The organism is bacterium (genome assembly GCA_020440705.1).
Taxonomy (GTDB): domain Bacteria; phylum Krumholzibacteriota; class Krumholzibacteriia; order LZORAL124-64-63; family LZORAL124-64-63; genus JAGRNP01.
The window spans coordinates 1-13,375 of the sequence record JAGRNP010000109.1; the positions used below are offsets into that span (position 1 = coordinate 1).

Sequence of the window (13,375 nt, forward strand, 5' to 3'; positions counted from 1 at the left end):
TAGACGGGCTGGGCCGTGGCGGCCCTGGCGGCCGGTCTCGCCCTGGGCGTGCTGCTGCCGGGCGGGGGCGGGAGCGAGGCGCGTGCCGGGACCGGTGGCGGCGGTTCGTTCTGGGTCGAGGCCGACGCGACGGCCGACGCGGGCTTCAGCGCCCTGTGGCTCGCGGCGGGGACGGGGGAGGACGGCTCGTGAGGAAGATCTGGATCCTGATCCTGCTCGTTTCGCTCGGCCTGAACGTGGGGCTCGGGGTGCGGGTGCTGCGCGGCGGCGGCCCGCTGCGCGAGGAGTTCGGGCCGGGACGGCGTGGCGATGGCCCCGGCTGGGAGCAGGGTGCCGGCGCCGACTCGACGGCCTGGCGGCGCATCATGGACCGGCGTCTCGGCCACCTGGCCCGGCGACTCGATCTCAGCCCGGCCCAGGTCGAGGCGTTCCGCGAAGCCCAGGCCGATCTGGACGGGCGCCTGCGGCGGGCGCGCCGGAACCTGTTCGCCGCCCGCCTGCGCGTGCGCGAGCTGATGATCACCGGCCCGGTCGATCGGCCGGCCCTGCGCGACGCCATGGCCGAAGTCGGTCGGCGCCAGGCGGAGATGGATTCGCTGGCCACCGAGACCCTGCTGCGGGAGCTGGAGGCCCTCGAGCCCGGCCAGCGCGAGGCCTATCTCGACTTCATTCCGCGCGGCGGGGGCCGCGGTGCCGGGCGCGGAGGCGGTCCTGGCCATCCGGACGGGGGGCATCCGGGCCGCTGAGCCCCGTCGGGGCGGCCAAAAGCTGGTTGACAGCCTCCGTTCCGATTTCTTACTTATTACGCGCAGAGGCTTTTGCGCGTGATGCGGTCCGGCCGCCATCGGATCCGGCGTCGCCATTCCCCACCACACATCGGGCTGCGACCGCCCCGCGCGGGGCGCCCCGGTCAACCGGCATCACCGTCCGTCCGCATTCCCTAGGGGAGTATCTTCATGTCCAAAGTGCGTTATCTCCTGTTGGCCGGTCTGCTCGTCCTGGCGGCTCTCGCCGTGGTCGGATGCCGCTCCGCCCATACCACCAGCGCCATCCTCTACATCGACGAGCAGAACTACGACAAGGCCGTGCAGGTGATCCACGAGGGATTCGAGTACCGCGACGACGAGCCGGACGCCTACTACTACCTGGGCGAGGCCTACAGCCACCTGGCCGAGGAGGCCGTCGAGGCCGACGACTACCCCGAGGCGCTCAAGAACTACCAGCTGGCCTACGAGGCCTACGAACGCTGCCTGGGCCTCGACTCGGAGCACTTCGCCGAGGAGGTCCAGACCTCGCTGGAGTACAACTACAACAACCGCCTGCGCCAGGCGAAGCTCGACTGGGACGAGAAGTTCTATGAGCAGGCCGAGGGCCACCTGCGGCTGGCCTACGCCTCGCTGCCCGACTCCCTGACGCCCGTCAAGAGCATCGCCCGCATGAAGATGCAGATGTCCCAGGAGGAGAAGTACCTCGACCAGCGCGACGAACTGCTGAACGAGGCCCTCACCCTGATCGACCAGGTGCTCGCGGAGAAGCCCGAAGCCTACGACCTGCAGGTGAACAAGGCCAACGTGCTGGTCGCCCTCGGTCGCAACGACGAGGGCCGCGAGATCTTCGACACCCTGCTGCGCGAGCACGGCGACGACACCGACCTGCTCGCCGACATCGCCCGCCTCGCCATCGAGGACGGCGACTACGCCCGCGCCGCCGACTTCTACGTGCGGATCGTCGACCTGCACGAGGCCGACACGGACGCCGGCAACGACGCGGACAACAAGGCCATGCTCGTCAGCGCCGGCACCTGGTACTCGTCGCCCAACGTGGGGCGCTACGAGGACGCCATCGGCGTGCTCGACCGCGCGGCGAACCTCGAGACGATCCCGACCGAGAACACGATGCTCATGCGCGTGCGGACGTACTACAACTACGGCAAGCACCTCAAGGAGCAGTACGCGAACGAGACCGATCCGGCGCGCAAGGCCGAGCTCGAGGCCGAGTACAAGGCCATGCTCACGCGCTCGACCGAGGTCGGCGTGGCCATGACGAACAATTTCGTGGCCAATCCGGACGGCTTCTTCTACCTTAGCCTCGCTCAGATGGAGCTCGGCGACTTCAAGGCGTCCGAGGCGAACTTCAAGACCTACGAGCAGCTCAAGGAAACTCCCTAGCGACGCCACCACGCGCACCGGCCCGACGGAGGGTCCGGCCGGTGCGCGGCGTTCTTTCGCCGGCTGACGGCGAAAAATCATAAAGTTGTGGGCCCGGCGGCCCGGATTGTGCTAGACTGCCGGCATACCACAAGGCTACTGCCATGAATCGGTCGCCACCCGCCCCCGGGCGGTGCGGCAGCCGAACCGACCAACCCAGGGGACATTCCACGATTCGACTCCCAGGCGGCCACCTGCGCCGTCGGGGCCCTGCAAGCCGTTCCGGACCCGTTCCGCCCTTTCCCGTGCCGAATTTGCCGCCACTCCGGAAAGGAAGCGACCGGTCCCCGGACCCGGAATCCCCGCAAAGACTGCAACCGCTCGGTATCGAGGAGAGAAATGGACATCAAGGAACTGCAGGAGATGAACATCCACGAACTCGTGGAAGTCGCGCGCGGTATGAACATCGAGGCGCTGAGCACCCTGCGCAAATCCGAACTCATATTCAAGATCCTGGAGGGTCAGACCGAGAAGAACGGCCTGATCTACGCGGAGGGCGTGCTCCAGGTGCTGGCCGAAGGCTACGGCTTCCTGCGGTCGGCGAAGTACAACTACCTGCCCGGTCCGGACGACATCTACCTCTCCCCGTCCCAGATCAAGAAGTTCGATCTCAAGACGGGCGACACCATCAGCGGCCAGGTGCGGCCTCCCAAGGACAACGAGCGCTACTTCGCCCTGCTGAAGGTCGAGTCGGTCAACTACAAGGATCCGGACACGGCCAAGAAGGTCACCCTCTTCGACAACCTGACGCCGCTGTACCCCGAGCAGATCCTCAATCTCGAGCACCAGCCCAAGAACATGACCACCCGGCTGATCAACCTGCTCAGCCCCATCGGCAAGGGCCAGCGCGGCCTGATCGTGTCGCCGCCGCGGGCGGGCAAGACCATGATCCTGCAGCAGGTGGCCAACGCCATCACGGCCAACCATCCCGAGGTGCACCTGATCGTGCTGCTCATCGACGAGCGGCCCGAGGAAGTGACGGACATGGCGCGGTCGGTGAAGGGCGAGGTCGTCAGCTCGACCTTCGACGAGCCGGCCGAGCGTCACGTGCAGGTGGCGAACATGGTGCTGGCCAAGAGCCGGCGGCTGGTCGAGAACGGCCTGGACGTGGTGATCCTGCTCGACTCGATCACGCGCCTGGCGCGGGCCCACAACGCCGTGGTGCCCCACTCGGGCAAGATCCTCTCGGGCGGTGTCGACTCGAACGCCCTGCAGAAGCCCAAGCGCTTCTTCGGCGCGGCCCGCAACATCGAGGACGGCGGCTCGCTGACGATCATCGCCACGGCCCTGATCGAGACGGGCAGCCGCATGGACGAGGTGATCTTCGAGGAGTTCAAGGGCACGGGCAACATGGAGATGGTGCTCGACCGCAAGATCGCCGACCGGCGCGTCTATCCGGCCATGGACATCTTCAAGTCGGGGACCCGCAAGGAGGACCTGCTGATCGACGCCAAGGATCTGGCCAAGATCTGGGTGCTGCGGAAGTACCTGAACGACTACAACCCGACCGAGGCCATGGAATTCCTGATCGACAAACTGGGCAAGACCAAGACGAACGAGCAGTTCCTGGCCGCCATGAACGCCTAGCAAATAGCCCGGTTGCCGGCCCCGGATCGCCTTCCGGGGCCCCCTGCGGGGCTTCCGGGCCGATTCGGGCCGTTCCCGGCGGGAGGGCCGGGGCCCCAAAAATACCTTGCATCCGGGCCGAACTCTTATTTCTTTTTGCCCTCACCGGTTCGCCCGGCCCAGTTGGCAGTTCCCGGGAGAAACCCCGCTTCGGGCGGGTGGCCCGCAAAAGAGGCAACGAGGACCATGAAGAAAGACATTCACCCGAAGTACGTCGACTGCACGATCACCTGCCTCTGCGGCAACGTGATCCAGACCCGTTCGACCAAGGACAAGCTGAACGTCGAAATCTGCTCGAACTGCCATCCGTTCTACACGGGCCAGCAGAAGATCGTCGACACCGCCGGTCGCGTCGAGCGCTTCCGCAAGCGCTACGCCGACAGCAACTACAACAAGAAGTAGTTGGGCGCGCGCCCGCCCGTCCTCGGGAGGGCGGTGCGGCGCGATGAACATCTCGAGGGCGTCGGGTGCTGTCCCGACGCCCTTTTCGTATCTTGCGGGGGCGCGGAATTCCGGGAAGTCGTCCCGGGCCCGCGCGGAATCCGTTCCGCAGCCCCACCTGGACCCTGTCGAAAGCCCGATCCGATGTCCGCGAACGAGCACCTGGCGAATCACCCGGACCAGCCCGCCGCCATCGGCGCCGAGGAGGCGCGCTGCATGGACCTGGCCGTGGGCGGGCAGGCCCTCATCGAGGGCGTGATGATGCGCAGCCCGCAGTACATGGCCATGGCCGTGCGCACGCCCGACGGGCGCATCGTCATCCGCAAGAAGATCTTCCGCAGCGTCATGCGGAAGCTGAAGTTCCTGAACGTCCCGGTGCTGCGCGGGGGGATCCACCTCATCGAGAGCATGGCCCTGGGCATCGATTCGCTCATGTTCTCGGCCGAGCAGGCCACCAGCGAGGACCGGGTCGAGGACCGCAAGTCGTCGACCTGGGACACGATCCTCATGTGGGGGACCATCGCCTTCTCGTTCGTGCTCAGCCTGGGGCTGTTCTTCTACCTGCCCATCATCCTGACCGACCTGGTCGTGCCGGAAGGCGAGCACAGCATCACCTGGAACGCGGTCGACGGGCTCTTCCGGGTGATCATGTTCGTGCTCTACCTGCTGATCATCTCGAAGCTGCCGGACATGGCGCGGGTCTTCGAGTACCACGGTGCCGAGCACAAGAGCATCCACGCCTTCGAGAACGGCAGGAGCCTCGACGCCGACGGCGCGCGGCCTTACACGACCCTGCACCCGCGCTGCGGCACGAGCTTCCTCTTCTTCGTGATGCTGATCTCGATCGTGGTCTTCTCGTTCCTGGGCCGGCCCGAGACCATCGCCGACCGCCTGCAGCGCCTGGCCTTCGTGCCGATCATCGGCGGGCTGGCCTACGAGGCCATCAAGCTGTCCGGCAAGTACGCCAAGGCCTGGTTCATCCAGCCGGCCATCGCGCCGGGGCTGCTGCTCCAGAAGATCACCACCAGCGAGCCCGACGACGACCAGCTTTCGGTGGCCATGGCCGCACTGCGGTCGGTGCTCACGCCGGAGGCCGACGATTTCCGCGAGCGGGTCTACTACGACATGCCCGCCGCATCAGGGGACCCTGCCGCCGAAGCCGACCCGGACGTGCGTCCCGAGGCCGGTGTGGGAGAATCCGCTTGAAAGCCAACGTCGAGACCCTGCGCGCCCGCTACGCCGAGCTGGGGGAGGCCCTGTCCCGGCCCGATGCGGTGAAGGACCAGAACAACTACCGCAAGCTCACCAGCGAACACGCCCGCGTGCGCAAGCAGCTCGCCATCGGCGAGCGCTGGCTCGAGCTGCACGAGCAGGTCCGCGACAACCGCGAGCTGCTGAAGTCCGAGTCGGATCACGACATGATCGCCATGATCCGGGACGACCTGGAGGCCCTCGAGCCGAAGCTGGAGGAGGCCGAGGAAGCCTTCGAGGCCGCGCTGCTGCCCCACGATGCCAACGACGACCGCGACGCGATCCTGGAGGTGCGCGCCGGCACCGGCGGCGACGAGGCGGCGCTGTTCGCCGAGGAGGTCGCCCGCATGTACCTGCGCTACGCCGAGAAGCAGGGCTGGAAGACCGAGCTGATCGACATGACCGAGGGGGCGGCCGGGGGCGTGAAGGAGGCGATCTACGCCGTGCGCGGCGAGGGCGCCTTCGGGATGCTGCGCTGGGAAAGCGGCGTGCACCGCGTGCAGCGGGTGCCGGCCACCGAGAGCCAGGGGCGCATCCACACCTCGGCCATCACCGTGGCGGTGCTGCCCGAGGCCGAGGAAGTCGACGTGGAGATCAACGACGCCGACCTCAAGATCGACGTGTACCGGGCCCAGGGTCCGGGGGGCCAGTCGGTGAACACCACCGACAGCGCCGTGCGCGTGACGCACCTGCCGACGGGCATCGTGGCCCAGTGCCAGGACGAGAAGTCCCAGCACAAGAACAAGGCCAAGGCCCTGGCCGTGCTGCGTTCGCGCATCCTCGAGGCGGCCATCGCCGAGCAGGAGGCGAAGATCGCCGCCGAGCGCAAGAGCCAGGTGGGCACGGGCGACCGCAGCGCCAAGATCCGCACCTACAACTTCCCCCAGAGCCGGGTCACCGATCACCGCATCGGATTGACCGTGCACAGCCTGGATGCCATCATGGCCGGTGAGCTGGGCGAGGTGGTCGACGCGATCCTCGCCTACCGGCGCGAGGAGGCCCTGGCCGCCACCCGCGCCGGGTAGCCGCTCCGAGCACGTCGCGCGGCCATCGGCGCGGCCCACCCGAACCCCGCGGACCGTCATGACCAGTGCTTCCGACCAGAAGACCGTCCGCGAGCTGATCCGCGTCACCGCCGACTACTTCGGGGGCAAGGGCGTCGCCTCGCCCAAGCTGAACGCCGAACGCCTGCTGGCCGACGTCCTCGGCCTGACCCGCATCGAGCTCTTCATGCAGTTCGACCGGCCCGTGCTGGGGACCGAGCTGGAACGCTTCCGGGGCGTCGTGAGGCGGCGCGCGGCGGGCGAGCCCCTGCAGCAGATCCTCGGCGAAACCGAGTTCTACTCGCGCGTCTTCAAGGTCGCGCCGGGCGTGTTCATCCCGCGACCCGAGACCGAGCGCCTCGTCGAGGCCTGCGTGAGGCTGCTGGCGCCGGGCGACGTGGGGCTGGTCGCCCCCGTGGCGGTGGAGATCGGCTGCGGCAGCGGGATCATCGGCGTCAGCCTGGCCCTGGAGCTGCCGCGCCTGACGGTGCACGCGGTCGACGTGAACCCGGCGGCCGTCGCCCTCACGCGGCAGAACGCCCACACCCTCGGGGCCGACACGCGGCTGCACGTACACGAGGGCAACCGCTTCGAACCCCTGCCCGACCACCTGCGGGGCCACGTCGACCTGCTCGTGAGCAATCCGCCCTACATCCGGCGGGCCGACATCGCCGGCCTGCCCGAGGAGGTGCGGGGCCACGACCCCCACACGGCCCTGGACGGGGGCGAGGACGGGCTCGTGTTCTACCGCGCCCTGGCGGCGGGGCTCGCGCGCTGGCTGCGCCCGGGCGGGCACGTGGCGGTGGAGATCGGCGACGATCAGGGGGCGGACGTGGCGGCCATCTTCGTCGCCTCGGGCTGCGACGAGGTGCAGGTGGCGCCCGACTTCGCCGGTCGCGACCGGGTCGTGACGGCCCGCTGGGGCCGGCCGGCCGGGGGGGACTGAGCGTGGCCGTGAGCGTGAAGCACCGGCTCGAGTACGGCGTCTTCCGGTTCGTCTTCCTGCTGACGCGCCTGCTGCCGCGGCGGGCGCTGCTGGCGGCGGGCCGCGGGCTCGGCGGTTTCGTGTACGGCGTGGTGCGCTTCCGCCGCGGCGTGGTCCTGGGCAACCTGCGGGCGGCTTTCGGCGCCGAGCACGACGAGGCCTGGCTGGAAGCCACGGCGGCGTCCTTCTACCGCAACCTCGGCATGATGCTGGTCGAGTTCCTGGCTGCCGGCCACCGCGACCGCGAGGATCTGCGGCGCCAGGTGCGCATCGAGGGCTACGAGCACGTCGAGGCGGTGCTCGCCCGGGGCGAGGGCGGACTGTTCATGTCGGGCCACTTCGGCAACTTCGAGCTGATGCTGCCGCGGGCGGCGGTGCAGGGGCTGAAGGTGCACGGCATCGTCAAGCCCCAGTCGAACCGGCTGATCGACGCGTTCTACAACGGCATCCGGGCCCGCGAGGGGGTGGGGCTGATCCGCACAGGCGGCGCCTTCGCCCGCTCGCAGGAGGTGATCGCCGGGGGCGAGTTCGTGGCGCTGCTGGGCGACCAGGACGCCGGCCGCAAGGGCCAGTTCGTCGACTTCCTCGGCCGGCCGGCGTCCGTGAACCGCGGCGTGGCCACCATGGCCATGAAGGCGCGCTGCCCCATCATCATGGCTTTCGTCTTCCGGCAGCCCGACGGCTCACACGTGATGCGCGTCGAACCGCCGCTGGAGATCGATCCGGCCTGGAGCGAGGAGGAGGGCATCGCGCGCCTGACCGAGCGGCACACGGCCCGGCTGGAGGCGGCGGTGCGCGAGGCGCCCGACCAGTACTACTGGATCCACCGGCGCTGGAAGACGCAGCCGCCGGACGCCGCGGACGACGGAGGCGGGCGGTCATGACCCGGCCGGGCCGGCGGGATGCCGCCGTGCCGGTGGCGGGCATCGGCGATGCGCTGGTGGGCGCGCCGAGGCCGGGGCGGCGGCGGGGGCCGCAGCGGCATGCCGTGTTCGGGCGCATGAGCGCCGCCGAAGCCGGGCTGGCCATGGCCAGGCACCTCGCGCATCATCGGACCCGGTTCGGGGTCTGACGGAACACCCGCCGCGCGCGGGCCGACGAAGGAACGCACATGGACCGATTCGTCATCGAGGGACCGACGCCGCTGCAGGGCGAGATCGCCGTGGGCGGCGCCAAGAACGCCGTGCTGCCGCTGATGGCCGCCGCCCTGCTGACGCGGGGGCGGTCGGTGATCGACAACGTGCCCCACCTGCAGGACGTGCGCTTCTTCGCGACGATTCTCGCGGGGCTCGGGGCGCGCATCGAGTTCGCCGACCATTTCATGGTCATCGACACGTCCGACCTGGCGGGCACCGAGGCGCCCTACGACCTGGTGCGCAAGATGCGCGCGAGCATCTACGTGCTGGGCCCCCTGCTGGCCGCCCACGGTCGGGCGCGGGTGTCGCTGCCCGGCGGCTGCGCCTGGGGGCCGCGGCCGGTGAACCTGCACCTGGAGGGCATGAAGGCCCTCGGGGCGGAGATCCGGCTGGACGGGGGCTACATCGATGCGCGGGCGGAGAACGGCCTGCGCGGCGGGCGATTCCGCTTCGAGCCGGTCTCGGTCGGCGGCACCTGCAACGTGCTCATGGCGGCGGTGCTCGCCGACGGCGTGAGCGAGCTGGAGAACTGCGCCGTCGAGCCCGAGGTGACGCAGCTGGCCGAGGCGCTCGTGCGCGCCGGCGCCCTCATCGAGGGCGTGGGCACGTCGAGCCTGCGCGTGACGGGGGTCGGCGGGCTCGAACCCGTGGCGCACCGCGTCATCGCCGACCGCATCGAGGCGGGCACGATCATGGCCGGCGTGGCCCTCGCCGGCGGCGAAGTGAAGCTGACGGGCGTCGATCCGGCCCACCTGAAACCCGTGCGCGTGGTGCTCGAGGAGATGGGCTGCACCATCGTCCGCGACGAGTTCGCCCTGACGATCGCGGCGGAGGGCCGGCCGCGGCCGGTGGAGGTGGTCACGCGGCCCTACCCGGGCTTCCCCACCGACATGCAGGCCCAGGTCATGGCGGCCTGCACCCTGGCCGCAGGCACGAGCCACATCACCGAGACCATCTACCTCGACCGCTTCACCCACGTGGCCGAACTGCAGCGTCTCGGCGCGGACATCCGCATCGACGGGGCGCAGGCGACGATCCGCGGCGTCGAGCGGCTCTCCGGTGCGCCGGTCATGGCCACCGACCTGCGGGCCAGCGCGGCCCTGGTGCTGGCGGGCGTGGCGGCGCAGGGGACGACCATCGTCAACCGCGTCTACCACATCGACCGTGGCTACGAGCGCATCGAGGAGCGCCTGGGCGCCCTGGGGGCGCGCATCCGGCGCGAGAAGAGCTGAGGGGAAGACCGATCCGATGAGCGACACGCGACACTTCATCCTGGGCGCCGCGGGCCACGTGGACCACGGCAAGACCGCCCTGATCACGGCCCTGACCGGCACCCACACCGACCGCCTGAAGGAGGAGCGCGAGCGGGGCATCAGCATCGAGCTGGGCTTCGCCGAGCTCGAGCTGGGCGACGGCGTGGTGCTCGGCGTGGTCGACATGCCCGGGCACGAGAAGTTCGTCAAGCAGATGGTCTCGGGCGCCGGCGGCGTCGACCTGGCCTTCCTGCTGGTGGCGGCCGACGAGGGCGTGATGCCCCAGACCGTCGAGCACCTGGAGATCCTCGACTCCCTCGGCGTGCGCGGCGGCGTCGTGGTCATGAGCAAGATCGACATGGTCGACGAGGAGATCCTGGCCGTCGCCACCGAGGAGGCGCGCGAGCTGGTGGCCGGCACCTTCCTGGAGGGCCGGCCCGTCGTGCCGGTCTCGGCCCATGCGGGGACGGGGCTGGCCGAACTGAAGGCGGCGCTGCGGGCCGAGGCCCTCGCCCTGCCGGCGCGGGCGGAGGAGGGGGCGTTCCGCCTGCCGGTCGACCGCGTGTTCACCATGCCCGGGGCCGGCGTCGTGGTGACGGGCACCTGCTGGGCCGGCACCGTGGCCGTGGGCGACAAGGTGCAGCTCGAGCCCGGCGGCCAGACGGTGCGCGTGCGCGAGGTGCAGGTGCACGGCCGCAAGGCCGAGCGGGGGGCGTCGGGCCAGCGGTTGGCCCTGGCCCTGCACGGGGTGAAGAAGGACGAGATCGACCGCGGCTGGCAGCTCGTGGGGAACGGCGGCGCGCAGGTGACGCGACGGCTCGACCTGCGCGTGAACGTCATGACCCACTACCAGGGCGTGATCAAGAACCGGCAGCGGCTGCACGTGCACCACGCCGGCCGGGAGGTGCTGGGCCGCATCGTGCTGCTGGACGAGGAGGAGCTCGGCGCCGACGGCGCGCGCTCGGGGCTGGCCCAGCTCCACCTCGAGGACGAGCTCGTGGCCGCCCGCGGCGACCGCCTCGTGCTGCGCTTCTACTCGCCGGTGACGAGCATCGCCGGCGGCGTCGTGCTGGACCCGGCGCCGGGGCGGCACAAGCGCTTCGCCGAGAAGGCCCTGGCGAACCTGGCGATCATGGAGGACGGCGACCCGGCGGCCCTCTTCCGCCAGAACCTGCGGGAAGCCGGCACGGCGGGCCTGCCGATCGCCGAGGCCCTGGGGCAGCAGGATGATCCGGCCGCCGTGGCGGTGGGCCGGCGGCTGTACGACCGCGAGCTGCTGGCGGCGCTGGGCGCGGAGATCGGCGGACTCGTGGCGGCCTACGCCGAGCGCTTTCCCCTGCGCCTGGGCATGCCCCGGGAGGAGTGCCGCAAGCGCTGCCGGTTCAAGGGCGGGGTGGCCGAGTGGAGCGCCGTGTGCCAGCACCTGGCCACCGAGCAGCCGTGGTGCGTGGTGGGCGACCGCATCGGGCCGTCGCCGGAAGGACCGGTGCTGTCGGCACCGCTGGCCGCCGCCATGGAGACGGCCCGGGCCGAACTCGTCGCCTTCGGCCTGGATTGGCCGGGGCAGGAGAAGTGGGGCGACGACTCGCCGGTCTTCCGTCGGGCGGCCGCCGAACCGGCCCTGGCGGAATTCAAGGCGGCCGAGGTGGTGCGCCACCTCGTCGATCGCGGCGAGGCGGTGGCCATCGCCAACGAGTACATCGTTTCCACAACCGCCTTCGCCGATCTGCTGGACCGGCTCCGCGCGGGTTTTGCCGTTGCGCCGGAAATGGCCTTCGGCGAGTTCCGCGAACTCAGCGGCCTGACCCGCAAGCTGGGCATCCCCATGCTCGAGTACCTGGACGACCGGAACTACACCGTCCGGCGCGGGGACGTGCGGGTGGCGGGGTCGGCGCTCGCCGACTAGTCCGCGAGCAGGGCGTCCACGGCCAGGCGCCAGAACGCGACACCGGGCTCGAGCAGGGCGTCGGGGAAGTCGTAGTCCGGGTGGTGCAGGGGCGGCTGGGACTCGCCGGAGCCGAGCCCGACCAGGGCGCCGGGCCAGCGCGCCGTGAAATGGCCGAAATCCTCGGACCACCGGAAGGGCTCCCGCGGCCGCCGTATCGGGATCCCCGCCCGTTCCGCCGCGGCCGTGAGGTGCCCGACGATGTTCGCGTCGTTGGCGGTGCCGGGAAACTCCTCGTGCCAGCGGATCGCCCATGCGATTCCGGATCGCGCCGCCAGATCCCCGGCCAGGCGCCGGGCCGCGTCCCTGAGCGCCGCCATCTGGTCGTCGGTCGCGGTGCGCAGCGTCGCCAGGACCCGTCCGGTGCCCGGACTCACGCCGAATGCATCGCTGCCCACATCGACCCCCACGACCGTGACGAGCCCGCCGGGTCCGCTGTCCACCGTGGCCGCCGGCAGCTGGGGCAGCTGCAGGGCGAGTTCGGCGGCGACGGGCACCGGGGAGAGTCCCCGTTCGGGTTCGGCGGCATGGGAGGTCACGCCCGTGAGGATGATCTCCAGGCCGCACGAGGCGGAGGCGAAAGGTCCCTCGCGCAGGACGAGGGTGCCGAGCGGGAATCCGGGCAGGTTGTGCACGGCCAGGACCCGGTCCGGCGCGATGCCGGCGAAGGCGGGATCAGCGAGGATGGTGCGGGCCCCGTGCCCGGTCTCCTCGGCCGGCTGGAAGAGGAGCACGACCCGACCGCGTTCCGGGCGGCGGTCGGCCAGGGCGCGGGCCAGGCCGAGCAGCATCGTCGCGTGGCCGTCGTGGCCGCAGCGGTGGGAGACGCCCGCCGTCGTGCTGGCCCACCCGGGCGCCGCCCGGTCCGGCAGGGGCAGGGCGTCCAGGTCGGCCCGCACGAGCAGGGTCGGCCCGGGCGCGGCGCCCGCGAAGACGGCCGCCACGCCATGTCCGCCCAGATCGGCAACGAGACCGTCCGGGGCGGAGGCGCGCAGGTGTTCGGCCACGAAGGCGGCAGTGCGGCGCTCGTGCCCGGAGAGCTCGGCGCGGCGATGGAGTTCGTGGCGCAGATCGACCAGGGGCGGGTTCGTCATGTCACCTTCCAGGGATGCGGGGGACCGGTTCCGCCGTCATTCTGGCGCCGAACGGCCGCCCTCGCCACCGCGAACCTGCGGCGCGGGGATTTGAAGGCGGATCCGAACGGCCTTATATTGCCCGCTCCACCGGCAGGCGGCGCATGGTGCGCCGTCCGCGTCCACCGGGAGCCGTCATGGACCAGTTGAATCGCCCCATCTGCGCGCCGCGCCGCCAGACCCGCCAGATCGACGTCGGCGGGATCACCATCGGCGGCGACGCCCCCGTGCGGGTGCAGAGCATGACCACCACGAAGACCGGCGACGCCGAGGCGACCATCCAGCAGATCAAGGAGCTGGCGACGGCCGGCTCGGAGATCGTGCGGATCACGGTGAACGACCAGGCCGCGGCCGA

At 70.6% G+C, this 13,375-nt stretch carries 14 protein-coding genes; 13 read left to right on the forward strand and 1 reads right to left on the reverse strand.

Annotation, left to right across the window (positions count from 1 at the left end):
- Window positions 1-15: 15 nt before the first annotated feature.
- The 12 genes from KDM41_14165 to selB all read left to right on the forward strand — a co-directional run bounded on the left by KDM41_14165 (window position 16) and on the right by selB (window position 11,848).
- Entirely contained in the window at window positions 16-192 is a 177-nt protein-coding gene (locus tag KDM41_14165; GenBank protein MCB1184571.1) for a hypothetical protein, read from the forward strand.
- A complete protein-coding gene (locus KDM41_14170) occupies window positions 189-746 on the forward strand; it encodes a periplasmic heavy metal sensor (protein MCB1184572.1) in 558 nt (185 codons plus the stop codon). Before KDM41_14165 ends, KDM41_14170 begins: the two co-directional genes overlap by 4 nt.
- Window positions 747-956: 210 nt before the next feature.
- Window positions 957-2,168 carry a tetratricopeptide repeat protein gene (locus KDM41_14175; protein ID MCB1184573.1) on the forward strand — a complete coding sequence of 404 codons (1,212 nt, stop codon included), beginning with the start codon at window positions 957-959 and terminating at the stop codon, window positions 2,166-2,168.
- Between the two features lie 378 nt (window positions 2,169-2,546).
- Window positions 2,547-3,794, forward strand: a complete 1,248-nt coding sequence (gene rho, locus KDM41_14180) for a transcription termination factor Rho (protein MCB1184574.1) — start codon at window positions 2,547-2,549, stop codon at window positions 3,792-3,794.
- 225 nt (window positions 3,795-4,019) lie between these two features.
- Window positions 4,020-4,235 (forward strand): 50S ribosomal protein L31, encoded by a 216-nt coding sequence (rpmE, locus tag KDM41_14185; GenBank protein MCB1184575.1) that lies wholly within the window; start codon window positions 4,020-4,022, stop codon window positions 4,233-4,235.
- Between the two features lie 183 nt (window positions 4,236-4,418).
- Entirely contained in the window at window positions 4,419-5,480 is a 1,062-nt protein-coding gene (locus KDM41_14190) for a DUF1385 domain-containing protein (GenBank protein MCB1184576.1), read from the forward strand.
- Window positions 5,477-6,550, forward strand: coding sequence for a peptide chain release factor 1 (gene prfA / locus KDM41_14195; protein MCB1184577.1), 1,074 nt, complete (start codon window positions 5,477-5,479; stop codon window positions 6,548-6,550). Before KDM41_14190 ends, prfA begins: the two co-directional genes overlap by 4 nt.
- Window positions 6,551-6,608: 58 nt before the next feature.
- Window positions 6,609-7,514, forward strand: a complete 906-nt coding sequence (prmC, locus tag KDM41_14200) for a peptide chain release factor N(5)-glutamine methyltransferase (protein ID MCB1184578.1) — start codon at window positions 6,609-6,611, stop codon at window positions 7,512-7,514.
- A gap of 2 nt (window positions 7,515-7,516) precedes the next feature.
- Window positions 7,517-8,437, forward strand: coding sequence for a lysophospholipid acyltransferase family protein (locus KDM41_14205; GenBank protein MCB1184579.1), 921 nt, complete (start codon window positions 7,517-7,519; stop codon window positions 8,435-8,437).
- On the forward strand, window positions 8,434-8,625 hold the full coding sequence (locus tag KDM41_14210) for a hypothetical protein (GenBank protein ID MCB1184580.1): 192 nt from the start codon (window positions 8,434-8,436) through the stop codon (window positions 8,623-8,625). Before KDM41_14205 ends, KDM41_14210 begins: the two co-directional genes overlap by 4 nt.
- Window positions 8,626-8,664: 39 nt before the next feature.
- A complete protein-coding gene (gene murA / locus KDM41_14215) occupies window positions 8,665-9,921 on the forward strand; it encodes a UDP-N-acetylglucosamine 1-carboxyvinyltransferase (GenBank protein MCB1184581.1) in 1,257 nt (418 codons plus the stop codon).
- Between the two features lie 16 nt (window positions 9,922-9,937).
- Window positions 9,938-11,848: a selenocysteine-specific translation elongation factor gene (selB, locus tag KDM41_14220; protein MCB1184582.1), complete on the forward strand. Its 1,911-nt coding sequence runs from the start codon at window positions 9,938-9,940 to the stop codon at window positions 11,846-11,848.
- Here the strand turns inward: selB and KDM41_14225 are convergent.
- Window positions 11,845-12,981 (reverse strand): amidohydrolase, encoded by a 1,137-nt coding sequence (locus tag KDM41_14225; protein ID MCB1184583.1) that lies wholly within the window; start codon window positions 12,979-12,981, stop codon window positions 11,845-11,847. The genes selB and KDM41_14225 overlap by 4 nt on opposite strands.
- A gap of 176 nt (window positions 12,982-13,157) precedes the next feature.
- Between KDM41_14225 and KDM41_14230 the strand changes: the two genes are divergently transcribed.
- Window positions 13,158-13,375, forward strand: a 218-nt coding sequence (locus KDM41_14230) for a flavodoxin-dependent (E)-4-hydroxy-3-methylbut-2-enyl-diphosphate synthase (GenBank protein ID MCB1184584.1), incomplete at its 3' end; no start/stop codon positions are given.

What these genes read in the sequence shown, in the direction of transcription:
- KDM41_14175 (MCB1184573.1), top strand. Translation starts at nt 957, where the DNA reads ATGTCCAAAGTGCGTTATCTCCTGTTGGCCGGTCTGCTCGTCCTGGCG.
- rho (MCB1184574.1), top strand. Translation starts at nt 2,547, where the DNA reads ATGGACATCAAGGAACTGCAGGAGATGAACATCCACGAACTCGTGGAA.
- rpmE (MCB1184575.1), top strand. Translation starts at nt 4,020, where the DNA reads ATGAAGAAAGACATTCACCCGAAGTACGTCGACTGCACGATCACCTGC.
- KDM41_14190 (MCB1184576.1), top strand. Translation starts at nt 4,419, where the DNA reads ATGTCCGCGAACGAGCACCTGGCGAATCACCCGGACCAGCCCGCCGCC.
- prmC (MCB1184578.1), top strand. Translation starts at nt 6,609, where the DNA reads ATGACCAGTGCTTCCGACCAGAAGACCGTCCGCGAGCTGATCCGCGTC.
- KDM41_14210 (MCB1184580.1), top strand. Translation starts at nt 8,434, where the DNA reads ATGACCCGGCCGGGCCGGCGGGATGCCGCCGTGCCGGTGGCGGGCATC.
- murA (MCB1184581.1), top strand. Translation starts at nt 8,665, where the DNA reads ATGGACCGATTCGTCATCGAGGGACCGACGCCGCTGCAGGGCGAGATC.
- selB (MCB1184582.1), top strand. Translation starts at nt 9,938, where the DNA reads ATGAGCGACACGCGACACTTCATCCTGGGCGCCGCGGGCCACGTGGAC.
- KDM41_14225 (MCB1184583.1), bottom strand. Translation starts at nt 12,981, where the DNA reads ATGACGAACCCGCCCCTGGTCGATCTGCGCCACGAACTCCATCGCCGC.